Source organism: Aquamicrobium sp. YD-1-mutant5 (assembly GCF_059509755.1).
The window spans coordinates 1-24,943 of sequence record NZ_JCAKKP010000021.1 but is presented as its reverse complement, the minus strand read 5'-3'; the positions used below and the strand labels follow the sequence as shown (position 1 = coordinate 24,943).

Here is a 24,943-nt window from a genome sequence, read left to right as displayed (position 1 = left end):
AGATAAACCATGATTGACGAACAAAGCTATCTGGACGAACTCGATCGTATCCGTGCGGCCTCATGGCCAAAGCTGGTTCCCATAGACGTCACCTATCCGCTCGGAGAGCGTCCCCTGACAGATTATCTGCGCCATTGGGGTGAGGTGAAAGGCGATGAGACGGCGCTGGTCTATTATGGCACTGAGTTCACCTTTGCCGAGCTGGACCGGCTGAGCGAAAGCTTTGCCAATGTTTTGCTGGATTGCGGGGTGCAAAAAGGCGATCGTGTCGCGATTTTCATGCCGAACTGTCCGCAATTTCACATTGCATTCTTCGGTATTTTGAAGCTCGGCGCCATCCATGTGCCTATCAGTCCACTCTCCAAGGAGTTTGAGCTGTCCTATCACCTGACGGACTCCTCGGCGAAGGTGCTGGTCACGCTCGATACGCTGATGCCGCTTGTGCGGGCGGTGCGCGGGGAAGTCGCTCCGGAACATGTCTTTTCCACCAGCCTGTCGCATATGTTGCCCGCCGATCCGACAATTCAGGTGCCGGATTTCGTTCGGGCCGCGTCGGTCGAATGCCCCGATGCCGTCGATTTTCTCTCCGCGGTCCGCAGCGCTTCTGCGAACCGGGTCGAGGGTGCGGATTTGGATTCGCCGGCGGCCCTGAATTACACCGGCGGCACAACCGGGTTGCCCAAGGGCTGCATTCACACCCAGCGCGACATGGTTTTCACCGGGGCCGCCAACTGGTCCGTGGCCATGGGAGCGGCCGAAGACATTGTCTGGCTCAGCTATTTTCCCGAGTTCTGGATCGCCGGGGAAAACGCGGCATTGATCTATCCGACGATTACGGGCTGCCCCCTTGTCCTGATGACGCGTTGGGATCCCGTCGGGATATTGCAGGCTGTGTCGCGCTACAGGGCGACCAACATGGCGCTCATGGTTGATGGCGCCGTCGAACTGATGGATCACCCACGGTTCAGAGAGTTCGATCTGTCTTCGTTGCGCTCCGTGCGTGTGACGTCCTTTGTCAAGAAGCTGAACATCGAGTATCGCCAGAGATGGTTTGAACTGACGGGAACCATCCTGTCGGAGTCCGCCTGGGGCATGACGGAGACCCACACGTCCAATACCTTCACCACGGGGATGCAGGATGACGATTACGATCTGAAGACTCAGCCGATTTTCGTCGGCCTTCCCGTTCCGGGCAATGAGTTCAAGATTTGCGATTTCGAGACCGGGGCCATCGTGCCTCTGGACGCGGAAGGCGAGATTGTCATTCGCTCACCCTCGCTGTTGAAGGGGTATTGGAACCGTCCCGACGAAAGCGCATCGGCCTTGCGAAATGGCTGGTTTTATTCGGGAGACATCGGCCTCATCGACAGCCACGGTTATCTCCATTATCTCGGCCGCCGCAAGGAGATGATCAAGGTCAAGGGCATGAGCATCTTTCCGGCGGAGATCGAGGCTCTGCTCGGCAAGCATCCTGTAGTCGTTGGTTCTGGCGTGATTGCACGGCCCGATGATGAGAAGGGGCAGATCCCCGTCGCCTTTGTCGAGCTGAAGCCCGGTCAAAAGGATAGTGTGTCCGCAACCGATATCGCGAACTGGCTGCGCCAGCGTATTGCCGCCTACAAAGTGCCGGAAATCATTGTGATCGACGCATTGCCGCTCACCCCCACCGGCAAAGTCCGGAAGACGGAGCTTCCGGCCCTGCTCGAAAACCCCGTTGCGGACGCGCATTCCTGACGGGGCAGGCCCACTCCGCAGGCTCCAGGCAACGCAGGGGCAAGAAACGCAATCGCAAAGAACGTGCGCCCGTCAGACATGCTTTGCATTTGCCATGAACAAAAAGGACCGCCGACTGGCGGTCCTTTTTTTGTTTCGGGTGGCTTACTCAGCGGCTGCGGTAACCGGTTGCGCCGATGACGCAAGCAGTCCGGGCAAACGGTTCGCCACGATCTCCCGCGCTTCGGACATGATGCGCTCGACAAGCTCCCCGACCGTGGGCACGTCGTGGATGAGGCCCTGCACAAGGCCGACAGACCAGACACCATACTCGAGATCGCCGGTCTCGTAGACCTTCCTGCCGCGCTGGCCCGCGACTAGCTCCCTGATCTGCTCGAAGGTCGCGCCCTGCTTTTCCCGCTCGACCACTTCCATGCTCACGGCATTGCGCTGCACGCGCGACGTATTGCGCAAGGTCCGGAAAATCAGATCGGTGGCACGCTCGTCAGCCTCCACGATCCGAGCCTTTACCGCTTCGTGAACCGGGGCTTCCTGCGTGCAAAGAAAGCGCGTGCCCATGTTTATGCCTTCGGCGCCCAGCGCTAGTGCCGCAACGAGCCCCTTGCCATCTGCGAAGCCGCCCGATGCGATCACCGGGATCGACAGTTTCCGCGTCGCTGCCGGAATGAGGATCAGGCCGGGAATGTCGTCTTCACCCGGATGGCCGGCACATTCGAAACCGTCGATCGAAATGGCGTCGACGCCCATTCGCTCGGCCGAAAGGGCATGTCTGACCGATGTGCATTTATGGATGACCTTCACCCCCGCCGCCCGGAAGGATTCAAGATGTTCGGTCGGCCGGTTCCCGGCGGTTTCGACGATCTTCACCCCTTCGGAGATCAATGCGTCGCGGTATTCTGCATAAGGAGGCGGGTTGATGGTGGGAAGCGTCGTCAGATTGACGCCAAAGGGACGATCCGTCATGTCGCGGCAGCGGCGGATTTCCTGTGCCAGCGCTTCCGGTGTCGGCTGGGTAAGGGCGGTGATGAAACCCAGCGCGCCGGCATTGGCGACGGCCGAAACCAGTTCGGCTCGTCCCACCCACTGCATGCCACCCTGAACGATGGGATGCTGGATTCCGAACATGCGGGTGAAACGATTTTCCAACGATGTCATGCGACCGACTCCTCATAGCCGTGATAGGATGATTTCAGGCTGGCGAGGTTCAGGAGCATCGTGGCCACCGGCTTTGTCTTCCCGACTGGATATAGCGTGGAACGGACCCACATGCTTTCCGTGCGTCGGCTGCCGGAAAGTGCGACGACTTCCCTCTCTACTTCATAGGGTTTACCGGCGTAGACAGGCCCGTCCAGCAGTCTGATTTCCTCATCCACAAAAAGGCCGACCGCCGGTCCCCTGACCGGGAACGGATCGTCCTTGTTCGTATAGCAAAACAACACGCTCAGCATCTCGAAGGGGATGATGGCTCCTCCCCATGTATTGCCATCCGCATAAGCCGGTGAAGGTTCGGTGATGCGCTCCAGTTTCTGTGCAAGCGAAAACGGATACAGATGTCCCATATGCTGGTCGCGCGCCATCATCACAGGCTGACGGGGCCGTGTCATACCGGGGCGGACATCCGCCAGTATGATTGGATTTTTAAGTGGTGAGAGATTGGCCAGACGCGTGTCCAGTGCGGTTTGCGGGTGTCGGGGACCAACGGAAAGAGACCCTGTCAGCATCTCGCGCCCGTCTTCATGCATCAGCCGGATAGAGGCGCGCGCCGGTTCCTGCGGATCACGCCGGGCGAAAGCGCGGAGCCTGTCACCTTCAAAGGCGGGATGCCGGAAATGGGCTGAAACACAGCCATGAGTGAACCACGCATCGCCAAAAAATTTCACGCCGATCGGGTCGAACTGACTGAAATGCGTCGGACCTTCGATGGTCCCGGCCTTGAAGCCCAGCTTTTGCGCCGTGCTGTCATCGTGAATGGAGGCATGAGCGTCATAGCTCTGGGCGCCGAGCATCTGAAGAGGTGTTCGCAGCGGCCCCGAAATCTCCCCATCGTCTTCCTGCAAAGGAGTTTCAAACCAGCAATTCATGAAATCCTCCTCAGCTGAAGGTCCGTTCGGGCCACCACGGGAAGACGTCCGGCATATCGGACGATACTCTGTTGGGGAATACTGCTGGTCTCTTTTCCAGAAACGCCGCGATACCCTCCCGCGCATCTTCGGACTTGCCACGTTGAGCGATGGCTCGACTGTCAATCTTATGCGCTTCCATGGGGTGATCGGTCGCGGCCAGACGCCACATCATCTGCCTGATCATGGCAACGGATACGGGAGCCGAGTTGCTGGCAATTTCGGCAGCGAGAGCGCGCGCTGCCGACAGCAACTCATCCGGCTCGTAGAGGGATCTGACAAGCCCTCTGTCCAGCGCTTCGGCAGCGCCGAAGACGCGCCCGGTATACGACCATTCCAGCGCGGTGGAGATGCCGACAATCCGGGGTAGAAACCATGACGAACAGGCTTCAGGCGTAATACCGCGACGGGCGAAAACAAATCCGAACTTTGCCGCCGACGAGGCGAGACGAACATCCATCGCCAGTTGCATCGTCGCGCCGATTCCGACAGCCGCACCGTTGACCGCGCAGATGATCGGCTTGAGGCTCTCGAAAATGCGTAACGTGACCTGCCCGCCGCGGTCGCGGTGTCCTTCGAGTTTCTCTCCGCGCTTTTCGTAATCGAAGGTGGCGCCCTTGTTGCCAAGATCCGCGCCCGCACAGAAGGCACGGCCGGAACCGGTTACGATGATTGCACGCACCTCGTCATCGGCATCGGTGAAATCCAGTAAACGATAGAAGTCATCCGCCATCGCTGCGCTGAATGTGTTCATCTGCTCCGGACGATTGAATGTGACTTCCGCCACGCCGCCTTTGATGGACAGATCCATTGTGTTGAATTCAGGCATTTTGCGCGGTTCCTCCACTGCACATCCAGCAAATGCAGCTCCGTGCTGTGAGCTGCGTACGATTTCATGGCCGAGGTTTGCCGAACAATGTCAAACGCAGGCCGACACTCTGCCTCGAAGCCTTCAGGCCAGGAGGTAAGGCAGCTGATTGCCCGACCTGTGATCAGTCATCGAAACATGTGCGCAAAAGACCAGTAACTCAGTCATCTGTCAACAATCGACATAAGATACCGGTTTGCTTCGGTGTCTGCCTTCGGGCGTTTTTCACTGGAAGGTTTTCAAAGTTGCATCTGGTCTGCGGTTTAGCCAGCAAGCGAGCTTCGCCTCGCCCGCCATTTACGGTGAGCAGCGCGCAAATGCACAGGATATCTCGGGGCGGCAGGCGGGTGTAGGTGGAATGACTTCGGCCCTAATAACGGGCTCTGTAGGAGCTTCCCCAAATTCAGTGCTCTTGTGGCAACTTGGCCGGTATCGGGGGCGCGTTCCATTGCGTGCTGCTGCCGCGGGTTATTACCATCCGGTTGGATCGCAAAAGGCTCGGATCGGTTCGCGAGGCAAGCCGCAAACAAAAAACCGGGGCCTTGCCCCGGGTTTTTTTGCCTTTGGCTGGTTGCCGTCAGAGCTTGTTGGCGCGCTGCTGCACCATCATGAAGGTGTCGAAATTGTATTCGGCCACCTGCGCCCACAAATAGTGATCCTTGCGGAATGCGGCCATCGACTCCCAGATCTTCCTGAATTCCTCGTTCTTGGCGCTCATCTCCGTGTAAATCTCGCTGGCGGCATCGAAGCAGGCCGAAAGGATTTCCTGATTGAAGGGGCGAAGCTGCGCGCCATTGGCGACCAGCGAGCGCAGCGCCTTCGGGTTCAGGTAATCGTATCTCTGCAGCATGTCGGCATCCGCCGCGCGGCAGGCGGTGTGCAGCATCGCCTTGTAGGCGGCCGGCAGTTCCTCGTACTTGTCCTTGTTGAACATGAAGTGGACGGTCGGGCCGCCTTCCCACCAGCCGGCATAGTAGTAATAGGGCGCGACCTTGTGGAAGCCGAGCTTCTCGTCGTCATAGGGGCCGACCCATTCGGCGGCGTCGATGGTGCCCTTTTCAAGCGACGGATAGACATCGCCGCCGGCAAGCTGCTGCGGCACGACGCCGAGCTTCTCCACCACCGCTCCGGCAAAGCCGGCAATGCGCATCTTGAGGCCCTTGAGGTCGTCGAGCGTGTTGATTTCCTTGCGGAACCAGCCGCCCATCTGGGTTCCGGTATTGCCGCCGGGCAGGCCGAACAGGTTCTGCTTGGCGAGGAATTCGTTGTAAAGCTCGATGCCTCCGCCATGATAGTGCCAGGCATTGCGGCCGCGCGCGTTGAGCGAGAACGGCACGTCGGAACCCAGCGCCCATGCCGGGTCCTTGCCCCAGTAATAGTAGCCCACCGTGTGCGCCACCTCGACGGTGCCGGTGCTGGCAGCGTCTGCGGCCTGCAGGCCGGGCACCAGCTCGCCGGCGGCGAAGACCTGAATCTGGAAATTGCCGTCGGTTGCTTCCGACAGCATCTTCGCCATCACCTCGCCGCCGCCATAAACGGTTTCCAGCGATTTCGGGAAGGAGGAGGCGAGCCGCCATGTGATCTTCGGGTTGCTCTGGGCAATGGCCGGGGTGGCAAGTGCCGCACCGGCGGCAACGGCTCCCACGCCGGTCGTGCCGGCCTTCCTGATGAATGAACGGCGATCCATAAATTCTCCTCCCTTTCCTGATGCTGCACCAGCCTGCAACGAATACCTCCGAAAGGAAGTATTTGATTTGTCAGGCCAGCTTTCGGCAAGACATTACACGCGGTCAATATCGAGTCCAGCGCCAAGGGCTGTCGGGCGATCGATCAGGATGAGACCTTCGACTATAGTATGAAATGGCCGGCAGGCTGCTGTGTTGAAGTTTTTGCCAGTTCACGACCGGCGAGACACAAAGTCCCACACGCGTTGCACTTGTTGTATTCGGCCACATCAGGCGCCATTAATAGGAAAGCGGTGAGACGGATGACCGGGTCCGTGCACCCGCAGGCCTTGCGGGAGCGAAAACATTGCCGGCGCCGATGCCGCAGGTGAAGCCGCAGGAGCGGGCATGGAGAATTCGGTATGAAGGGACGCCCCGCCCCGCAACGCACCATCGTCGTGGATGGCAAGCCGCTGCCCGAGGTTCTGGACGAGAAGATGATCGTCGCGGTCGTTCACGGATTCTACGATGAAATCCGCAAGGACGTATTGCTGGGGCCGATTTTCATGGGCGCAATCGCGCCGGAGGAGTGGCCTCACCATCTGGACAAGATGTGTGACTTCTGGTCGGCAACCCTTTTGCGCACCGGCCGCTACGATGGCCGCCCTCTGGCGCCTCATCTAAGGCTCCCGGGACTTGGTGAGGCGCATTTCCGGCGCTGGCTCACCCTGTTCAGGGCGACCGTTCGCAAGCTTTGCCCGCCGGAGGTGGCGGCGCTGTTCATGGACAGGGCCATGCGCGTCGCGCATTCCTTTCGGCTGGCCATTGCTTTCCACCATGGGGAGGATTCGCTGAAAATCCGGCCCATCCTTGAGGACACGCTGTCATGACGGCCCGCGCGAAGCATCTGCCACTCGGCGTAGGAGAGAGACGCGGAGGCGAGTGGCCCGCCCTGCTATCCTACGGGTTCCGGCCGTTCTTCCTGCTCGGTGCGCTTTATGCGGGTCTGGTCGTTCTGGCATGGTTGCCGATCTTCAGCGGCACCATCGAGACCTCCAGCACATTTACGCCGGTGGACTGGCATGTTCACGAAACCATGTTTGGCTATCTGGCGGCCATCATCACCGGCTTCCTGCTCACCGCCATTCCCAACTGGACCGGCCGCCTGCCGGTGCGGGGCGCACCGCTGCTGGCGCTGGTGCTTTTGTGGCTGGCAGGTCGCTTCGCCGTCTTCTTCTCCGCCGAGATCGGCTGGATCGCCGCTGCGATCATCGACTGCGCGTTCCTCGTCTCCGTTGCCGCTTCCGCGGCGAAGGAGATCGTCGCCGGGCGCAACTGGCGCAACCTCATGGTGCTGGTTCCCGTCACCGTGTTCCTGCTGGCCAACGTGCTGTTCCACGTCGAAGCGGGCCTTGGCGGCTCCAGCGACTACGCGCGCAGATTGGCGATCGGCGCTGCCGTGATGCTGATCGTCATCATAGGGGGACGCATCATCCCCAGCTTCACCCGCAACTGGATGGTGCGTGAGAATCCCGGCCGGCTGCCGGTTCCTTTCAACGGCTTCGACAAGATCACGCTGCTGATCTGCGCCATTGCCCTGCTTTTGTGGACGGTTGCTCCAGATGGCATGATGGCGGGCCTTATCCTGTGCCTGGCCGGGGTTCTTCATCTCGCCCGCCTTGCCCGCTGGGCGGGAGACCGCACCCTGCGCGATCCGCTGGTGCTGATCCTGCACCTCGGCTACCTCTTCGTGCCTGCCGGGTTGCTGCTGGCCGGAATCTCGGCGCTCGACCCGGCCAGCGTTCCGGCGGTTGCCGCCCTTCACGCGTTTGGCGTCGGCGCCATCGGCACCATGACGCTGGCCGTGATGACCCGCGCGACGCTCGGTCATACCGGGCGTGACCTCCGGGCCGATGTGCCGACCCGACTGATCTATGCGGCGATCGTGCTTGCCGCGCTGGCGCGCATCATTGCCGCTTTCATGCCGGACGAGATCGGTCTTCTGCACTTGTCGGCCGGCTTGTGGGCACTTGCTTTTTTCGGCTTTTGCCTGCGCTATGGAGGCATGTTGCTGCAGCCGAAACTGAAACCCAGGCAGGCCTCGCAACCGCCGGGAAGACCTGCATGACCGCCTTAGTCCGACATCGTCTCGTGGCGCGCGACGCAGCCGGCGCATTTACCCTCGACGCCGATCTGCTGGCGAAGCATTTCGGCTGGCCGGCCGAAACCCTGCGCGATTTCATGCGGCGCGGCATGGTGGCCAGCACCGTCGAGCGCGGCGAGGGCGACGATGAAGGCAAATGGCGGCTCACCGTGCGCTGCGGCAACCGTAGGTGGCAGGCCATCGTCGGTCCGGATGGCGCGATTTCCGACGAGCACCTCGAGTTCGTACCCCTGCGCAGTGGAAGGCCGGCGGGAGCGTGAGCGCGCAATCAGGCGGCTGATGCTCGTTCGCACCATGCCGCCAAAAGCATCGTTTTTGCGGTAGCTGGTTGTTTCTCCAGCCTATTTTCAATAGAAAACTCCTATCGTACCATTAGGTCAGCCGCCTTGACGCATCGTCCGGATGCACGATCTATAAGGCATGGTTACGACATTCATCGGCAAGAAATCGGCTGCCGCCGGCGGCTGGGGTGCTCTGAAAAGCTGCGGCAAGAAGCTGCTGGCCAGCGGTTCGCCGCTGACCGGCGCGCGCACCATGCTCAAGGCCAATCAGCCGGACGGCTTCGACTGCCCCGGCTGCGCGTGGGGCGATCCGGAGCACGGCTCCTCCTTCGAGTTCTGCGAGAACGGCGTCAAGGCTGTTGCCTGGGAGGCGACGGAAAAGCGTGCCACGCCGGAATTCTTCGCCGCCCATACGGTGACGGATCTGCGTGCGCTGACCGACTATGAGCTGGAGCTCAACGGCCGGCTCACCCATCCCATGCGCTACGACGCGGCCAGCGACCGTTACCTGCCGATCGACTGGGAACAGGCTTTCGCCGAGATCGGCACCATCCTGCGCGGGCTGGACACTCCCGACCGCGCCGAGTTCTACACCTCGGGCCGGGCCAGCAACGAGGCGGCCTATCTCTACCAGCTCTTCGTGCGCATGTATGGCACGAACAATTTCCCCGATTGCTCGAACATGTGCCACGAGGCGAGCGGCGTTGGCCTCAGGCAGTCGATAGGCGTCGGCAAGGGCACGGTTCTGCTTGAGGATTTCGAGGAGGCCGACGCCATCTTCGTCATCGGCCAGAACCCCGGCACCAACCACCCGCGCATGCTGGGCGACCTGCGGCGTGCGGCCATGCGCGGTGCGCGCATCGTCGTCTTCAACCCGATCCGCGAGCGCGGTCTGGAGCGGTTCTCCGATCCGCAGGACAAGATCGAGATGATCCGCGGCGGCTCCACCGACATTGCCAGCCACTATTTCCAGCCCGCGCTGGGCGGCGACATGGCTGCCGTGCGCGGCATGGCCAAGGTGGTTCTGGCGGCCGAGGATGCGGCCGTGGCGGCCGGCCGACCTTCCATTCTCGACCATGCCTTCCTTGCCGAACATTGCGCGGGCTTCGGGGATTATCGCCGCGCGGTCGAGGCCACCGGCTGGGACGAGATCGAGGACCAGTCCGGCCTGACGCGCGCCGAGATCGAGCGGGCGGCGGAAGTCTACATGAGCGCCGATCGGGTCATCTGCACCTGGGCCATGGGCGTGACCCAGCATCTGCATTCGGTGGCCACCATCCGCGAGATTTCCAATTTCATGTTTCTGCGCGGTAATGTCGGCCGGCCGGGAGCGGGGCTGTGCCCGGTGCGCGGCCATTCCAACGTGCAGGGCGACCGCACCGTCGGCATCAACGAGAAGCCGCCGGCGGCTTTCCTCGATGCGCTGGAAAAGGAGTTCGGCTTCACCGCCCCGCGCAAGGACGGGCATAATGTTCTGGCGGCCATCGGCGCCATGCTCGACGGCTCTGCGCAGGCCTTCATCGGCCTCGGCGGCAACTTCGCCCGCGCAACGCCGGACAGCGCGCTGGTTTCCAAGGCACTGGCGAAGCAGAAGCTCACCGTCCACATCGCCACCAAGCCTAATCATTCGCATCTCATGCCGGGCGAGGTCAGCTTCATCCTGCCCTGCCTCGGCCGCACCGAGATGGACGTCAACGCGCAGGGACAGTCCCAGCTCGTCAGCGTCGAGGATTCCATGAGCATGGTGCACGGATCGGGCGGCATCAACCGCCCCGCTTCGCGCCATCTGCGCTCCGAAGTGGCGATCATCGCCGGCATTGCCGCCGCCACCGTCGGTTCCGCCAAGGTGGACTGGATGGCGCTGGCTGAGGACTATGACCGCATCCGCGACCATATCGCCGCCACCATTCCCGGCTTCGAGGACTACAACAAGCGCCTGCGCAAGCCGCGCGGCTTCCATCTGCGCAACAGTGCCGCCCATCGGGAATGGAACACGCCGGCCGGCAAGGCCACCTTCTTCGCCGGGCCGCTGCCGCTGGAGACCGTGCACCAGCGGGCTCGGCGTGAAAACAATCGCTTTGCCTTGCAGACATTCCGCTCGCACGACCAGTACAACACCACCGTCTACGGGCTCGACGACCGCTATCGCGGCGTCTATGGCGAGCGCCAGGTGATCTTCATCAACCCGCAGGATCTGAGCGAGATGGGTGCGGAGGCGGGTGACCGGGTCGACGTGGTCGGCGTGCATGACGACGGCATCGAGCGCGTGGCGCCGAGCTTCCGCTTCGTGCCTTATGACATTCCACGCGGCAGCATCGCCGGCTACTATCCCGAGCTCAACGTTCTTGTGCCGCTGGGCAGCGCCGGCGAGGAAAGCGACACGCCGACCTCGAAATCCGTCATGGTGACATTCCGTCTTCCAGAGGCGGCGTGACGCGCACGGAGCCGGACGCCGAAGCCTTCGTCGATACCACCGAACGGCTGATGCGGCTGGAAGCGCGCCTCAGTCCCCTGCAGGCGGGGATTCTGGCCGCACATCATCTCGGTATCGCCCGCGACAGCCGCAGCTTTTCGCGTCTGCTCGACATCGAGCATGCGCTGGTGCTGCGCGAGATCACGGCGCTCGAAGAAACCGGTGAACTGCTCAGCGTCACGAGACGCGATGCCCGCACGATGCGGACTTTCTACGAACCCGGGCCCGAAGGTGCGCGCCTGCTTGCCGCGTTTGGAATTCCGCCCTCCTGAACGGTTTTGCCGCAACGTAAACCCTCCGTAACGGAACTTTTCCACGTGATGGTTGTTCAGCCAGCTCAAGGCAACATCTGGTGGAGTTCAGACATGATAGAAGTAACGACGACCCACGAACATGCGCGCGTGGCTTCGTGGGGGGCGATCATTGCCGGTGCGGTCACCGTGCTGGCCGTATCCATCCTGCTTTCTATGCTCACCACCTCGCTCGGGCTCGGCATGGTCGATGCGCAGGCGCGCAATCCTCTTGAAGGCGTGGGCATGGCTGTCGGCTTTTCCTCGGCGGTGGCCGTTCTGATCAGCCTTGCGGCCGGCGGTTTTGTCGCCGGGCGGCTGGCCGGGAACGCCGGTTTCACCCATGGGTTCCTGACATGGGCGGTCGCCATGCTGGTGGCGATCGTGCTCAGCGTCATGGCGATCTCGGGTGCCGCGCGCACCACGGCTTCGGCCGTCGGCTCGGTTGCTTCGGCGGCTGGCAGCGTGGCGGGTGCCGCTGGTAACGCTGCCGGCGGTGCGGCGTCCACCCTTGCCGGCGCGGTCGATGACAAGCTGATCGGCGAATTCGATCTCGATCAGACCCGCCGCGACCTGCGCAGCCAGCTTCGCAACACGCAGATCGAAGCCCTGCAGCCGGAGAACCTCGAACCGGTTCTTGAAGGGGCACGCGAGGATGTGACCAGCGCCGGCCGCGAGCTTGCCTTCAACCCCGGTGATTTTGGCCGTATCGCCGAAGATCTCGGCAAGAAGCTGAAGGCGCGGGTCGATTCCGTTGCCGGCGACATCAACCGTGACGACGTGGTGACCGGGCTGGTCAACAACGGCATGACCCGCGAGGAAGCCGAACAGGCTGCCGACAAGGCCGTCGAAACCTACACCAAGGCTCGCGATGCAATCACCACCCGCATCGATCAGGCCGAACAGACGCTCGCCAATGCCCGACAGCGTCTTGACGAGATGGAAGCGGAAGCCCGTCGTCAGGCCGATGCCGCCGGCTCCGCCGCCTCCAGCGCGGCACTGTGGGGCTTCCTGGCCTCGCTTGTGGGCGCTGCCGTCGCGTCCTTCGCAGGCCTGTTCGGCATGCGCAGCCGCGACCGCTACCACTTCGCCTGATCGGGCGACGGGCGCGGGTTTCCCGAGGGAACCCGCGCCCGAATTCCATTTGTCATCGCAGCATTGGAAGACGGCTCATGCGCAAGCTTGACCTCAGAAGCGGCACTCCCGTGTGGATGTCCTACCGCAGCCGCAGACCGGTCGAGTCGAAACTGACCGGGGATGTTTCGACCGATGTGCTGATCGTCGGCATGGGCATCTCGGCCGCCATGGTGGCCGACCTGCTGACCGAGGCCGGTCATGATGTGGTGATGATCGACAGGCGCGGCGTCTCGCTCGGATCGACGCCGGCAACGACGGCACTCATCCAGTATGAGGTCGACACGCCATTGGGCGAGCTGAAGGAAAAGATCGGCGCCGACAAGGCGCTGCGGGCATGGCGGCGCGCGCGGCTGGCTGTCGGCAATCTGCGCGAGCGCATTGCCGAGCTTGGCATCGATTGCCACATGGTGCCGCGTCCCACGCTCTACCTCGCCGGCAATGTGCTGACGGGCTCGGCCTTGCGCGAGGAAGCTGAAATGCGTGCCGCCGCCGGGCTTTCAGCGCGCTATCTTACCGCCTCGCAGCTCCGTTCCGGATTCGGCATCGATCGTGCAGGCGCGATCCTGTCGCAGGGCAATCTGGCGCTCGATCCGGTCAAGCTGACCGGCGGCCTGCTTCTTTCCGCGCAACGGCGCGGCGCGCGCCTTCATGCGCCGGAGGAAGCGGTGAAGATCGTGCACAGGCGTGATGGCGTGAAGGTCACGACGCGCTCGGGCCATGAAATCTCCGCAAACCATGTGGTGCTGGCCACCGGCTATGAGCTGATGGACGTCGTCAGCGATGACCGTCACCAGATCATTTCCACCTGGGCGATCGCCACCAGACGCCAGCCGAAGTCGAAATTGTGGCCGGGTGAAGCACTGATCTGGGAGGCTTCCGATCCCTATCTCTACATGCGCACCACCCATGACGGTCGCGTCATCTGCGGCGGCGAGGATGCGGAATTCGAGGATGAGGACAAGCGCGACGCGCTTTTGAAGGAGAAGACGCAGCGCATTTCCCGAAAGCTTGGAAAGCTGCTTCCCGACCTCGATCCGACACCGGAATTCGCATGGGCGGGCAGCTTCGGCAACACTTCGACCGGCCTGCCTCTGATCGGCCCGGTTCCCGGCAAGCCGCGCCTGTTTGCCCTGATGGGCTATGGCGGCAACGGCATCACCTTCTCCCGCATCGGCGCCGAACTGATCCGCACCAGCCTTGCCGGGGCTGAGGATACCGATGCGGATATTTTTGCCCTGTGAAGTGAGAGGCGGTGAAGCGGGATCGCCGCTTAACCCATCCGCTTCAGTGCATCCATGAAATAGGGCCGGAATGCCTGCGGGTGCTCCGACATCGGGAAATGTCCAAGCTCAGGCATGACCGTCAACGTCGCGCCGGCAATGGCGTCGGCGGTGCGTTTCGCATCGTCGGGCGTGCAAGTCAGGTCATAACCGCCCACCAGCAGATGCACCGGTGTTCGGCTGGTATCGATGAGGGGCAGCCGTTCGATGAGGCTCGCATCCTTCGTGTAGAAGGAGAGATCGCCACGGAACACGCCGGGGCCGGATTGCATGAACATCCACAGCGTCGCCCAGCGGTCTGCCGGCGGCGCGTGAGGTGAAATGTTGGTCGAGACAAGAGCTGCCCCCATTTCCCCACCATGCGCGTCGGGCCGGTGGAACCAGTCGATGTCGTACCAGGCCGGCTGGAAATCCGAGGCTTCGATGGCGATGAAGCCCGAAAAGCGTTCTGGATGCAGTGCAGCGAACTGGAGCGCGATGCGCCCGCCCATCGAGCAGCCGGCGAGAATGGGCTTCTCCAGCGAAAGCGCATCCGCAACCGCCAGAACCGTCTCCATATAGGCTTCCGTGGTGAGCAGATATTCGTCAGTCTCGAAGCCGTGCGGCGGCAGGGATTTGCCGTGCCACGGCATGTCGAAGGCGAAGAAGCGGTGCCCGGCGGCAAGCTCCGCATCGTTGAGAATATACCGCCACTGGCGCGTGTCGGCACCCGCGGTGTGCAGGCACAGGACCGGACGGCCTTCGCCGGCCATCTCGACATAGATGCGCTGCGCGAGCCCGGCGACGGTGATGTTTATGTAGCGTCCGGTGATTGGCTCGAAACTCATGCGGGCTGCTCCCCGTTCGCTGCAGGGCGGCCGAGCACCATGAACTCCTTGAAGAAGCGCAGGTTTTTCACCAGCGCCAGAATGTCGCCGTCGATACGGCCGCGGCCGATCTTCACCAGGCCGAAGATGTCATGAAAACCGGGTGCGGGCAGAGGCTCCCAGAAGGCTTCGAGCGCCTGCCTGTCGGTGCGCAGAGCGAAGCGCCACGGTGTCTTTGCCGAAGGACCGGGCGTGACCGATATGAGTTGCCCGTCGCGGAATTGAAGATAGAACGACTGGTCTTCGACCTCGATCAGCACGGTTTCGCAAAACAGCCGTCCGAGGCGCAGAATATGCGGCGAGGCGTTGTGGCGCTTCTGCATCGTCAACAGGGTTTCAAGCATGATGTGTTTGTCCTCCGAGTCGCATCGACCTGCCCGAAGCAATGCGGCATCATTCCATCAAGAGCAGCAGCACCCCCGAGGCAATGCCGGTCGGGGTATGTCCCGATACCGGCGCGCCGCAGGCGCCGGAGGGCAGGGAAGGACGGGGTATCGGGCGATACCGGCCGGTGCATTGGCGGCGCCGGGGGAGGCGTGAATAGTTGGGACGGTACAGCGGGCAGGCAGGGCCCGTCATCGCAGACCCGGGAGGATAGGCATGCGCAACGTAACCATCGACACAGTCACCGACGCCGTCATCGACTCGCTTGGCAGGCATGGCGAAATCCCGCCGCGCCAGCGCGAGATCATGACGTCGCTTCTTAAGCATCTGCATGGCTTTTGCCGCGATGTGAAACTCCAGCACCACGAGTTCCTTCAGGCCTGCGATTACCTCGCCCGGGCCGGCCAGGTGTGCGACGACAAGCGTCAGGAATTCATCCTGCTCGGCGACATTCTGGGCGTTGAGGTTCTGGTCGACATGCTGTCGAATCCGATCGATGGCAGCGAGAGCGAATCCACCGTGCTCGGCCCGTTCTACCGCGAGAATCCGCCGGTGCTGCCCAAGGGCGCGTCGACCGTGCAGAAGCATTTCGAAGATGAGGAAACCGTACTCGTCGAAGGCTATGTCACCGACACGGAAGGCAAGCCGCTGGCCGGCGTGACGCTCGACATCTGGGAAGACGCGCCGAACGGCCTCTACGAGAACCACGACCCGGACCAGCCCGAATACAATCTGCGCGGCCGTTTCGAGACCGATGAGGATGGTCATTTCATTCTGCGCGCCGTGCGGCCGGTGCCCTATCCGATCCCGGACAACGAGACCGCCGGCGAACTCATCCGCTATATGGGCCATCACCCGAACCGGCCGGGCCACCTCCACTTCATCCTCGCCAAGGATGGTTATCGCACGCTGGTCAGTCAGGTCTTCGACGCCGACAGCCCATGGCTGGACGAAGACTCCGTGTTCGCGGTCAAGAACAGCCTCGTCGCGAAGTTCGAGAAGGGCCGGCCGGGCGATGACACCGACCTCTACGTCCGCTTCGATTTCACGCTGCGGCCGCACGCCGAAGCGCAGAGGCTGGCGGCCGAATAAGCTTCACCTTCCCAAGCATATATGAATGCCGCGCCCCGGAAGGGCGCGGCATTTTGCGTTGGGACCGGCCCGGACGCGCGGCTTGCCATCAACACGGCATTTCGTCAGCTTGGAGCACAGGGAGCAGATGCATGAACCTGAAGCAGATCGAATATTTCATCGCCCTTGCCGAGGAGCTGCATTTTGGCCGTGCCGCCGAACGGCTGGGCATGGCGCAACCTCCGCTGTCGCGCCAGATCCAGCAGATCGAGGCCGATCTCGGTGCCCAGCTCATCAACCGTGGCCGCAACGCCATTTCGCTGACGCAGGCCGGCGAGCGCTTCTATGAGCGCGGCTCGGCCCTGCTGGGAGAGCTTGGCGACATAAGGCTGGAGATCCGGCGCATCGGACAGGGCGCGGAGGGGCGCCTGCGCATCGGCTTCGTCGGCTCGGCCACCTACGGCATGCTGCCGACGATCCTGAAGTCGTTCCGCGCCTCCTGGCCGGAAGTGAACCTGTCGCTGGTGCCGATGAACAACGCCCAGCTCCAGCGCTCGCTGATCAGGCGCGACATCGACCTCGCCATCGCGCGCCCGGCGCTGAATGACAGCGAGATTGTCACCCGCAAGCTCATCGACGAGCCGCTGGTGCTGGCCGCACCCGATGCGCTGATCACCGCGCCCGGACCCGTTTCTCTGCCCGGGCTTGGGGCTGTTTCCTACATTCTCTACCCGGAATATCCGCGCCCCTCGTTTGCCGATGTGGTGATCGAAGCCTGCGAAAGCGTAGGCGCCGACATTTCACGCCGGGTCTTCACCATGGATTTCCAGACGGCGATCGCACTGGTCTCTGTGGGCGAGGGGGTGGCGCTGGTGCCGGCATCCGTCGGCACGGCGCAGCGTCATGGCGTGCGCTATCACGAGATCGCGGGCCTGACGGTTCGCACCGGCATTTCCGTCAATCACCGCATCGACGAGCAGGGCATCCACGTCCACAATTTCGTGACGCTGGCGCAGAAGGTGGCGCGCAAGGTGGTCTGATCAGGGCGCGCCGACGGCGCGCAGGCTGTCGCTGCGGTCGCGGCGATAGAATTTCACCTTGTCCGGGTCGGGCATGGTGCCGATGCCGGGGCCCGTGGGAACCGCGACGGAAAAGTCGCGATAGTCCAGCGGTTCGGCCAGAATTTCCTCGGTCAGAAGCAGCGGGCCGAACAGCTCCGTGCCCCATGCCAGCTCCGGCACGGTGGAGAAGAGCTGCACGGCAGCGGCAGTTCCAAGCCCGCTTTCCAGCATGGTACCGCCATAGAGGCCGATGCCGGCGGCGCGCGCAATGGCGATGACCTCGGCGGCCGGAAGCAGCCCGCCGGACTGGCACACCTTGACCGCAAACACATCGGCGGCGCGCTCGCAGGCGACGTGCATGGCATCCGCCGGGCCCTGCAGCACCTCATCGGCCATGATGGCGATCTCGTAGCCCTGTGTAAGGGCGCGCAGGCCGTCGAGACGTTCGCGCGGCACCGGCTGTTCGACCAGCACGCAGCCGATCTCCTGCAACCCCTTCACTCCGTAGCGGGCCTCGGTCAGGCTCCACGCCTGATTGACGTCGACGCGGATGGTGCCGCGATCTCCGACGGCGCGGGCGATGGCCGCGACATGGGCGAGATCGTCCTTCACCTTGCGCTTGCCGATCTTCAGCTTGAAATCGCGATGCCGGCGTTCGGAAAGCATCTGCCCGGCTTCGACAATGTCGGTCTCGCTGTTGCCGGAAGCAAGCGTCCACGCCACCGGCAGCCGCTCATGGATGCGGCCGCCGAAAAGCTGCGCCACCGATGTGCCGAGCCGGTGCGCTAGCCCGTCCCACAACGCCGTTTCCACGGCCGCGCGGGCGGCATGATTGCCCTTCACCGCGCGCGCCATCAGCCCGCAAGCCGCCGCGATGCGGTCGGCGTCCTTTCCAAGCAGCACCGGCGCAATGTAGCTGTCGACGGCGAGCTTGATGCTTTCCACGCTTTCGGGGCCGTAGGAGAGGCCGCCGATCGATGCGCCTTCGCCCCAGCCTTCCGATCCGTCCGAAAAGCGGACATGCACGAGAACGACCGACTGGGTCATCATCGTCGTCATCGACAGGACATGACCGCGCACGGTCGGCACGTCGATGATGATGCTTTCGATATGATCAATGGTGGTCACGTCACGTCCAGTTCTTCAGTGCAATCAATGCCGTGAGTTTCGGGCTGGTGCGGTCGATTGTCCAATACTCGGCAGGTCTGACGCGATACCGCCCACCTCATGCCGCTGCCTGCCCGCTGGCGAGGGAGCGCGCGAAGGAACGGGCGAAGTCGAGGAACTTGAACACCTGCGGGCTCTGGTTGTCGGTGCGGGCGCAGATCGACAGCCGGGTGCGGGCCTGCGCGTCGCTGAGATGGCAGAAGCTGACGCCGGGCCGATGCGCGGCCTCGCAACAGGCCGGCACGATGGAGATGCCTTCGCCCACGGCCACGAGGCTGATGGCGGTCTGGTAATCCGGGGCCCACACGATGTGCGGCGGCTGGAAGCCGGCCTCGCCGCACAGGCCGAGCACCATGTCGGCGAAACAGGGACGCGGCTTGCGCGGAAACAGCACGAAAGGCTGGTCCTTCAGCGCGGCGAGGCGGATAGAACCGCCAAGCTCCTTGGCGGCGTTTTCATGCAGGGCCGCCACCAGTGGCTCTTCCGCGAAAAGCTGCTGGCGCAGGGTGGCGTCGTCGAGGCAGGGCCGCACCACGGCCACGTCGATGGCACGGGTGATGAGCTGTTCGTGGGACTCGGCATTGTTCATGGCGCTGAGCCGCAGATCCACTTCCGGGAAGGCGCAACGAAAGCGCCTGATCAGCGTGGGGAAGGGGCCGTGGGTAGCCGAGCCGACGAAGGAGACGCGCAAGACGCCCGAGCCGCCCTTTCCGACAAGGCGCACATCGCGCACGGCACGCTCGATTTCCTCGGTAATGTAGCTTGCCCGCGTCTTCAGGAGTTCGCCCGCCTGTGTGAGCCCGATCTGGCTGCGGCTGCGGTCGAAGAGCTGCACGTCGAGATCGCGTTCGAGCTGCGCGATCATGCGCGACAGCGGCGGCTGGGCGATGCCGAGCCGGTCGGCGGCGCGGCCGAAATGCAGTTCGCGCGCTACGGCGAGGAAGTAGCGCAGCCGCCTTATGTCGAAGGGCTGCGCCGTGTTGGCACCATCCTCGGCGCTCATCTCGTCCCAGGCATCGTTATGCAACCTCCGGCAGGCAGGCGAAGCGCCCGCCGTGGAAAAGCAGGGGGCGCGCCTGCGGATCGCTGCGCATGGAATGCACATGTCCGACGACGATGACATGGTCGCCCGCCGTCATCTCGCTGTGGACATCGGCAACGAACACCGTGGCCGCCTCATCGATGACGGGCAGTCCGCCGAGTTCCGAGAACGGGGCGGCACCTTCGATGCGCGGCTTGCCGGCGAAATGCCAGGCGATATCCTCCATGCCTTCGCGCAGCACGCTGACGGCGAAAGCCCCTGCGGCGCGCAGCCTCGGCAACATGCGCGCCGTATCGGCCAGCGAAATGGCGATCAGCGGCGGATCGAGTGAGATCGACATGAAGGCGTTGGCGGTCATGGCATGGTCGCCTTCGCCGCAGCGGGTGGAGATCACCGTCACGCCGGTGCTGAACCCGCCGCAGGCATTGCGGAATTCGCGGGCGTCCAGAACGGGGGCGTCCAGAACGGGGGCGTCAGGTGCTGGGGCCAGTGTGGTCACGACAACATCTCCAGATCGAGGGGAGAAAGATTTTGGGCCGCAGCTTCCTGCACAAGGGCGAAGGCGCCGGGCAGAAGGCCGAGCAGGGCGCGGGCCGCGCCGGGCTGGCCGCTGGCGCGCAGGCCACGGATGCGGGTGGAGGAAATGCGCTCGCCCAGCGGGCAGGTGACGCTCTCGGCCGTCGTCACGCAGAAGCGGGTGGCCAGCAGTGCAAGATCGCCGGTGCGGCCGCAACCGAAGCGGAAATCCTCGCCGACATAGACTTCCCGCACGCCCATTTCGCTCAGATCGTCGAGGAAGGCTTCGGCCGGGCGCGCGGCGTAGTCCGGCGTGAAGTCCGCCACATGCACCCGGTCGACGCCGAGGGCATAAAGGCGTGCCAGCCGTTCGGAGAGCGGGCAGATCGGCCGGCCCCGCCCGAATGCCACCTTGGGCAGCGGGTCGAAGGTCTGAACGAGAGCTGCCAGCCCCTGTGAGCGCGCCCGGCGCAGCATGGCGCTGATCACCGCCTGATGACCGAGATGGACGCCATCAAAGGCGCCGATGGCAATGGATGCACCCGAGGGGTATGCACCTCTGGCGCGGCGTGCTGAAACCGGGGTGTGCGATAGCGATGCTGGCATCCGGACTCCTCCTTCCCGACGCTGGCGGCATGATCACCGATGGTTTCAGGCTGGCGGAGGAGGCAGCTTGCGGCAATGCCCGCACAGGTAAGGCACGATACCTTATGGAAGCGCGAGGGTGATGAGAGAGTTCTTCCCGATCCAGCACGGGAGGAAACCTTGGACCAGATCAATCCTGACATCACCGCCGGCCAGACAGACGCCTATACGGGCAGCGAATTCCTCGAAAGCATCCGCGACGGCCGCGAGATCTACATCTATGGCGAGCGCGTCAGGGATGTGACGACGCATCCGGCATTCCGCAATTCGGCGCGCATGGTGGCGCGCTGGTATGACCGCTTCCACGCCAACAAGGCCGATATCGGCGTGACCTGCGACAATGGGTCGGACAAGCTCACTCATCCCTTCTTCCTCGGTTCAAAAACCTCGGAAGATCTGGTGAGGTCGAAGAACGCCATTATGGACCTGCAGCAGCCGGCTTTCGGCTGGATGGGCCGTTCACCGGATTACAAGGCGAGTTTTCTCGGCACGCTGGGCGCGAACTCGGCTTTTTATGGCGACTATGCCGCCAATGCCCGCAGCTGGTACAGCCGCACCCAGCAGAAGCTGGACTACTGGAACCATGCCATCGTCAACCCGCCGATCGACCGCGACCGCCCGATCGAGGAAGTGGCGGACGTGTTCATGCATGTGGAGCGCGAAACCGATGCCGGCGTGGTCGTATCAGGCGCCAAGGTGGTGGCCACCGGCTCGGCGCTCACGCACTACAATTTCATCGCCCACTACGGCATTCCCATCAAGGATAAGAAGTTCGCGCTGATCTTCACCGTCCCGATGGATGCCGACGGCGTCAAGCTCATCGCCCGCCAGTCCTATGAGGCGCAGGCGGCGGTCATGGGCAGCCCCTTCGACTATCCGCTGTCGTCACGCCTCGACGAGAACGATTCCATCCTCGTCTTCGACAAGGTTCTGGTGCCATGGGAGAATATCTTCATCTATGGCGACACCGAGAAGGTGAATGCCTTCTTCCCCGCCTCCGGCTTCGTGCCGCGCTTCACGCTGCACGGCATCTCGCGCTTCGCGGTGAAGCTCGACTTCATCGCCGGCCTGTTCTCCATGGCGGTCGAGGCCACCGGCTCGTCCACCTTCCGCGGGGTTCAGGCGGCCGTCGGCGAGGCTTTGGCTTGGCGCAACACCTTCCACGGCCTTGCCGATGCGATGGTGAAATCGCCGATCCCGTGGCAGGGCACCGATGGCTACAACCTGCCCAACATGAATTACGGCCTTGCCTATCGCGTGCTGGCGGCCATGGCCTATCCGAAGATCAAGGAACTGATCGAGCAGAACGTCGCCTCCGGCCTGATCTACCTGCCGTCTTCGGCGGCCGATTTCGCCAGCCCGGCAATCCGGCCCTATCTCGACCGCTTCGTGCGCGGCTCCAACGGCTATGCGGCCATCGACCGGGTGAAGCTGCTCAAGCTTTTGTGGGACGCCATCGGCTCGGAATTCGGCGGACGCCACGAACTCTACGAGCGCAATTATGCCGGCAATCAGGACAATCTGCGTATCGAGACGCTGCTGACCGCGCAGGCGACCGGCGAGCTTGAAATGCTGCAGGACATGGCCCGCCGCTGCATGGCCGAATACGACCTCAAGGGCTGGGTGGCCAAGGACCTCATCAATCCGAACGACGTCAACGCGCTGCACACGCTGGCTGGAAAGTAGCCTCCGCTTCGCATCGCCTGGAGGTGAAAGAGCCCGCCGCCGGTTTCCGGTGGCGGGCTCTTGTCGTCATCTGAGAACGGCGCGCAGGTTGAACTGAAGGCCGCGCAGAGCCTCGAAATACAGAGGGACCAGTTCTTCCACGCCGACCTGCGTGGCCGGGACGCCGACATTGACGGCAGCGACCGTGACGCCCCGCGCGCTGATCAATGGCACGGCGATGGAGCGCAGCCCCAGTTCCACCTCCTGATCGATCAGCGCATAGCCCTGATTTTTCACGCGGCCCAGTTCGCTCAGTATCGCTTCAGGGTCGGTCAGCGTGTGCGAGGTGCGGGCGGGCAAAGGCAATGCCGAGAGGAGCGCGCGCGCCTGATCGCCGGGCAGGGCCGCAAGCAGCACCCGCCCCATCGAGGTGCAATAGGCCGGCAGGCGCGAGCCCGGCATCAGGGCAATCGACATCACCTTCTTCTGCGCAGCCCGGGCCACGTAGACGATGTCGGTCCCGTCGAGGATCGACACGGAGGAGCTTTCGCCGAGCTGTTCGGAAAGCGCGTCGAGCAGGGGCTGGACAAGCTGCGGCAGGGGCATGGTGGCGAGGCAGGCGGTGCCGAGCCGCAGCACGCGCGGCTTCAGCGTGAAGAACTTGCCATCGTAATCGGCATAGCCCTGATGGGCGAGCGTGAGCAGGCAGCGCCGCGCCGTCGCCCGGTCGAGCCCGGAGGCGACCGCCACTTCCGCGATCGACTGGCGGGGGCGTTCGGCTGTGAAGGTTTCGATCACCGCCAGCCCCTTGGCCAGCCCGCCCATGATGTCGCGCTCCTGAATGGTCATGCCCTGCCTTTTCATTTGTGCGATAAGTCAACAAATACACTATATCGCACAAATGCCATTGCCGGAAGAGGCTGCCGCTGCCTAGTCTGCGCGCGCAGGACCGGCCTCATTTCGCCCGTCCGGAAAGGATGCTGACATGGACAAGACAGTCGCCGGCCTTCCAGAAGCGATCGCCGGCATCGAGGATGGCATGGCCGTGATGATCGGCGGTTTCGGGGGCGCGGGCGCCCCCATTGAACTGATCCACGCCCTCATCGACCGCTTTCGCGCCACCGGAAGCCCGAAGAACCTGACGGTGATCAACAACAATGCCGGCAATGGTCGCATCGGCATCGCTGCCATGATCGACGAAGGCATGGTGGCGAAGATGGTGTGTTCGTTCCCGCGCTCGTCCGATCCGCGCGCCTTCACGGAAAAATATCTGGCCGGCGAGATCGGGCTGGAGCTGGTGCCGCAGGGCACGCTGGCCGAGCGTATCCGCGCCGGCGGTGCGGGCATTCCCGCCTTCTACACGCCTACCACCTACGGAACCGACCTTGCCAAGGGCAAGCCCGTCTCTGAGTTCGAGGGCAGAAACTATGTGCAGGAACGCTGGCTGAAGGCCGATGTGGCGCTGATCAAGGCCGAACTGGCCGATCCTCACGGCAACCTCACCTACCGCAAGGCGGCGCGCAACTTCTCACCGCTGATGGCGATGGCGGCTGCCACCACCATCGTTCAGGCGTCGAAAATTGTTGCTGCCGGCCAGATCGAGCCCGAACATGTGGTGACGCCCGGCATTTTCGTCGACCGTGTCGTCGAGGTTCGCGAAGCGGCTCAGGAAGAAGCGCTGATCCGCGCGGGAGTGGAATACGCATGACCACCAAGCTCACCAACGCCCAGATCGCCTGGCGCGCAGCGCAGGACATCGAGGACGGGGCCTATGTCAATCTCGGCATCGGCTTTCCGGAAATGGTCGCCAGATACCAGCCGCCCGGCAAACAGGCGATCTTCCATACCGAAAACGGCATTCTCAATTTCGGCAAATCCCCGCCCGAGGGTGAGGAGGACTGGGACCTCATCAATGCCGGCAAGAAGGCGGTGACGCTGAACCCCGGCGCGTCCTTCTTCCACCATGCCGACAGCTTCGCCATGGTGCGCGGCGGCCATCTCGATGTCGCGATCCTCGGCGCTTTCGAAGTGGCAGAGACCGGCGACCTCGCCAATTGGAGCACCGGGCCGAAGGGCGTGCCGGCTGTCGGCGGAGCGATGGACCTCGTGCATGGCGCGAAGCGCGTGGCCGTCATCACTGATCACGTCACAAAGGACGGACGCCCGAAACTGGTCAAATCCTGTAGCCTGCCGCTCACCGGCGTCGGCTGCGTGACGCGCGTCTACACCAGCCTTGCCGTCATCGACATCGTTGCGCAGCGCTTCGTTGTGCGCGAAAAGCTGGCAGCCATCAGTCTTGACGAATTGCAGGGGCTCACCGGAGCCGGACTGGTCGTCGAGGAAACCATTGCCGATCTTTCTGTTCCGGAGCTCTGACATGCGTGAAGCCTATATCTGCGATTATATCCGCACGCCGATCGGGCGTTTTGGCGGTTCGCTGTCGTCGGTGCGCGCCGACGATCTCGGCGCGGTGCCGCTGAAGGCGTTGATGGAGCGCAACGCGTCCGTCGACTGG

24 protein-coding genes and 1 pseudogene are annotated in these 24,943 nt (G+C 63.1%); 14 read left to right on the top strand and 11 right to left on the bottom strand.

Going from position 1 to position 24,943, the window contains the following annotated elements:
• The first annotated feature begins 9 nt into the window (after window positions 1-9).
• Window positions 10-1,734, top strand: coding sequence for an AMP-binding protein (locus AC5XE7_RS19030; protein ID WP_495367237.1), 1,725 nt, complete (start codon window positions 10-12; stop codon window positions 1,732-1,734).
• 144 nt (window positions 1,735-1,878) lie between these two features.
• Here AC5XE7_RS19030 and AC5XE7_RS19025 read toward each other — a convergent pair whose 3' ends face one another.
• The 4 genes from AC5XE7_RS19025 to AC5XE7_RS19010 all read right to left on the bottom strand — a co-directional run bounded on the left by AC5XE7_RS19025 (window position 1,879) and on the right by AC5XE7_RS19010 (window position 6,409).
• Window positions 1,879-2,889, bottom strand: a complete 1,011-nt coding sequence (locus tag AC5XE7_RS19025) for an NAD(P)H-dependent flavin oxidoreductase (protein WP_495367238.1) — start codon at window positions 2,887-2,889, stop codon at window positions 1,879-1,881.
• On the bottom strand, window positions 2,886-3,791 hold the full coding sequence (locus AC5XE7_RS19020) for a hypothetical protein (RefSeq protein WP_495367239.1): 906 nt from the start codon (window positions 3,789-3,791) through the stop codon (window positions 2,886-2,888). Before AC5XE7_RS19020 ends, AC5XE7_RS19025 begins: the two co-directional genes overlap by 4 nt.
• Window positions 3,792-3,825: 34 nt before the next feature.
• Complete coding sequence (locus tag AC5XE7_RS19015) at window positions 3,826-4,683, bottom strand: crotonase/enoyl-CoA hydratase family protein (RefSeq protein WP_495367240.1); 858 nt, start codon at window positions 4,681-4,683, stop codon at window positions 3,826-3,828.
• 616 nt (window positions 4,684-5,299) lie between these two features.
• Entirely contained in the window at window positions 5,300-6,409 is a 1,110-nt protein-coding gene (locus tag AC5XE7_RS19010; RefSeq protein WP_495367241.1) for a TRAP transporter substrate-binding protein, read from the bottom strand.
• Window positions 6,410-6,808: 399 nt separating this feature from the next.
• Between AC5XE7_RS19010 and AC5XE7_RS19005 the strand changes: the two genes are divergently transcribed.
• The 7 genes from AC5XE7_RS19005 to AC5XE7_RS18975 all read left to right on the top strand — a co-directional run bounded on the left by AC5XE7_RS19005 (window position 6,809) and on the right by AC5XE7_RS18975 (window position 13,972).
• On the top strand, window positions 6,809-7,276 hold the full coding sequence (locus tag AC5XE7_RS19005; RefSeq protein WP_495367242.1) for a group III truncated hemoglobin: 468 nt from the start codon (window positions 6,809-6,811) through the stop codon (window positions 7,274-7,276).
• A complete protein-coding gene (locus tag AC5XE7_RS19000; protein WP_495367243.1) occupies window positions 7,273-8,514 on the top strand; it encodes an NnrS family protein in 1,242 nt (413 codons plus the stop codon). Before AC5XE7_RS19005 ends, AC5XE7_RS19000 begins: the two co-directional genes overlap by 4 nt.
• Window positions 8,511-8,810: a DUF6522 family protein gene (locus tag AC5XE7_RS18995; protein ID WP_495367244.1), complete on the top strand. Its 300-nt coding sequence runs from the start codon at window positions 8,511-8,513 to the stop codon at window positions 8,808-8,810. Before AC5XE7_RS19000 ends, AC5XE7_RS18995 begins: the two co-directional genes overlap by 4 nt.
• Window positions 8,811-8,970: 160 nt before the next feature.
• A complete protein-coding gene (locus AC5XE7_RS18990) occupies window positions 8,971-11,265 on the top strand; it encodes an FdhF/YdeP family oxidoreductase (RefSeq protein ID WP_495367245.1) in 2,295 nt (764 codons plus the stop codon).
• The gene (locus AC5XE7_RS18985) at window positions 11,262-11,576 is read left to right on the top strand and encodes a hypothetical protein (protein ID WP_495367246.1); all 315 of its coding nucleotides are present in this window, start codon (window positions 11,262-11,264) and stop codon (window positions 11,574-11,576) included. Before AC5XE7_RS18990 ends, AC5XE7_RS18985 begins: the two co-directional genes overlap by 4 nt.
• A gap of 93 nt (window positions 11,577-11,669) precedes the next feature.
• Window positions 11,670-12,689: a hypothetical protein gene (locus AC5XE7_RS18980; RefSeq protein ID WP_495367247.1), complete on the top strand. Its 1,020-nt coding sequence runs from the start codon at window positions 11,670-11,672 to the stop codon at window positions 12,687-12,689.
• A 77-nt stretch (window positions 12,690-12,766) separates the two neighbouring features.
• Complete coding sequence (locus AC5XE7_RS18975) at window positions 12,767-13,972, top strand: NAD(P)/FAD-dependent oxidoreductase (protein WP_495367248.1); 1,206 nt, start codon at window positions 12,767-12,769, stop codon at window positions 13,970-13,972.
• Window positions 13,973-14,001: 29 nt separating this feature from the next.
• Here AC5XE7_RS18975 and AC5XE7_RS18970 read toward each other — a convergent pair whose 3' ends face one another.
• Together AC5XE7_RS18970 and AC5XE7_RS18965 are read right to left on the bottom strand one after the other, a co-directional pair.
• Complete coding sequence (locus AC5XE7_RS18970) at window positions 14,002-14,838, bottom strand: alpha/beta fold hydrolase (protein WP_495367249.1); 837 nt, start codon at window positions 14,836-14,838, stop codon at window positions 14,002-14,004.
• Window positions 14,835-15,221, bottom strand: coding sequence for a hypothetical protein (locus tag AC5XE7_RS18965; RefSeq protein WP_495367250.1), 387 nt, complete (start codon window positions 15,219-15,221; stop codon window positions 14,835-14,837). The genes AC5XE7_RS18970 and AC5XE7_RS18965 overlap by 4 nt, the downstream gene beginning before the upstream one ends.
• A gap of 256 nt (window positions 15,222-15,477) precedes the next feature.
• On the opposite strand from AC5XE7_RS18965, the gene AC5XE7_RS18960 reads away from it, so the two are divergent.
• Window positions 15,478-16,353 (top strand): dioxygenase family protein, encoded by an 876-nt coding sequence (locus tag AC5XE7_RS18960; protein WP_495367251.1) that lies wholly within the window; start codon window positions 15,478-15,480, stop codon window positions 16,351-16,353.
• Window positions 16,354-16,484: 131 nt separating this feature from the next.
• Window positions 16,485-17,372 (top strand): LysR family transcriptional regulator, encoded by an 888-nt coding sequence (locus tag AC5XE7_RS18955; protein WP_495367252.1) that lies wholly within the window; start codon window positions 16,485-16,487, stop codon window positions 17,370-17,372.
• Here the strand turns inward: AC5XE7_RS18955 and AC5XE7_RS18950 are convergent, their stop codons facing one another.
• The 4 genes from AC5XE7_RS18950 to AC5XE7_RS18935 all read right to left on the bottom strand — a co-directional run bounded on the left by AC5XE7_RS18950 (window position 17,373) and on the right by AC5XE7_RS18935 (window position 20,724).
• Window positions 17,373-18,521 (bottom strand): muconate/chloromuconate family cycloisomerase, encoded by a 1,149-nt coding sequence (locus AC5XE7_RS18950; protein ID WP_495367253.1) that lies wholly within the window; start codon window positions 18,519-18,521, stop codon window positions 17,373-17,375. It abuts the gene before it with no gap.
• Between the two features lie 97 nt (window positions 18,522-18,618).
• Complete coding sequence (locus AC5XE7_RS18945; protein ID WP_495367254.1) at window positions 18,619-19,563, bottom strand: LysR family transcriptional regulator; 945 nt, start codon at window positions 19,561-19,563, stop codon at window positions 18,619-18,621.
• A 16-nt stretch (window positions 19,564-19,579) separates the two neighbouring features.
• Entirely contained in the window at window positions 19,580-20,101 is a 522-nt protein-coding gene (locus tag AC5XE7_RS18940; RefSeq protein ID WP_239800673.1) for a flavin reductase family protein, read from the bottom strand.
• Complete coding sequence (locus tag AC5XE7_RS18935) at window positions 20,098-20,724, bottom strand: FAD synthetase (RefSeq protein WP_495367255.1); 627 nt, start codon at window positions 20,722-20,724, stop codon at window positions 20,098-20,100. Before AC5XE7_RS18935 ends, AC5XE7_RS18940 begins: the two co-directional genes overlap by 4 nt.
• Before the next feature lie 159 nt (window positions 20,725-20,883).
• On the opposite strand from AC5XE7_RS18935, the gene AC5XE7_RS18930 reads away from it, so the two are divergent.
• Entirely contained in the window at window positions 20,884-22,449 is a 1,566-nt protein-coding gene (locus AC5XE7_RS18930) for a 4-hydroxyphenylacetate 3-hydroxylase N-terminal domain-containing protein (protein WP_495367256.1), read from the top strand.
• A gap of 66 nt (window positions 22,450-22,515) precedes the next feature.
• On the opposite strand, the gene AC5XE7_RS18925 is transcribed toward AC5XE7_RS18930, so the two are convergent.
• Window positions 22,516-23,277 carry an IclR family transcriptional regulator domain-containing protein gene (locus AC5XE7_RS18925; RefSeq protein WP_495367257.1) on the bottom strand — a complete coding sequence of 254 codons (762 nt, stop codon included), beginning with the start codon at window positions 23,275-23,277 and terminating at the stop codon, window positions 22,516-22,518.
• A 136-nt stretch (window positions 23,278-23,413) separates the two neighbouring features.
• Between AC5XE7_RS18925 and AC5XE7_RS18920 the strand changes: the two genes are divergently transcribed.
• From AC5XE7_RS18920 to AC5XE7_RS18910, 3 genes and pseudogenes are all read left to right on the top strand, one after another.
• The gene (locus AC5XE7_RS18920; RefSeq protein ID WP_495367258.1) at window positions 23,414-24,136 is read left to right on the top strand and encodes a 3-oxoacid CoA-transferase subunit A; all 723 of its coding nucleotides are present in this window, start codon (window positions 23,414-23,416) and stop codon (window positions 24,134-24,136) included.
• Entirely contained in the window at window positions 24,133-24,804 is a 672-nt protein-coding gene (locus AC5XE7_RS18915) for a 3-oxoacid CoA-transferase subunit B (RefSeq protein ID WP_495367259.1), read from the top strand. The genes AC5XE7_RS18920 and AC5XE7_RS18915 overlap by 4 nt, the downstream gene beginning before the upstream one ends.
• Window position 24,805: 1 nt before the next feature.
• Window positions 24,806-24,943: pseudogene (locus tag AC5XE7_RS18910) on the top strand (3-oxoadipyl-CoA thiolase); the annotation flags it as partial.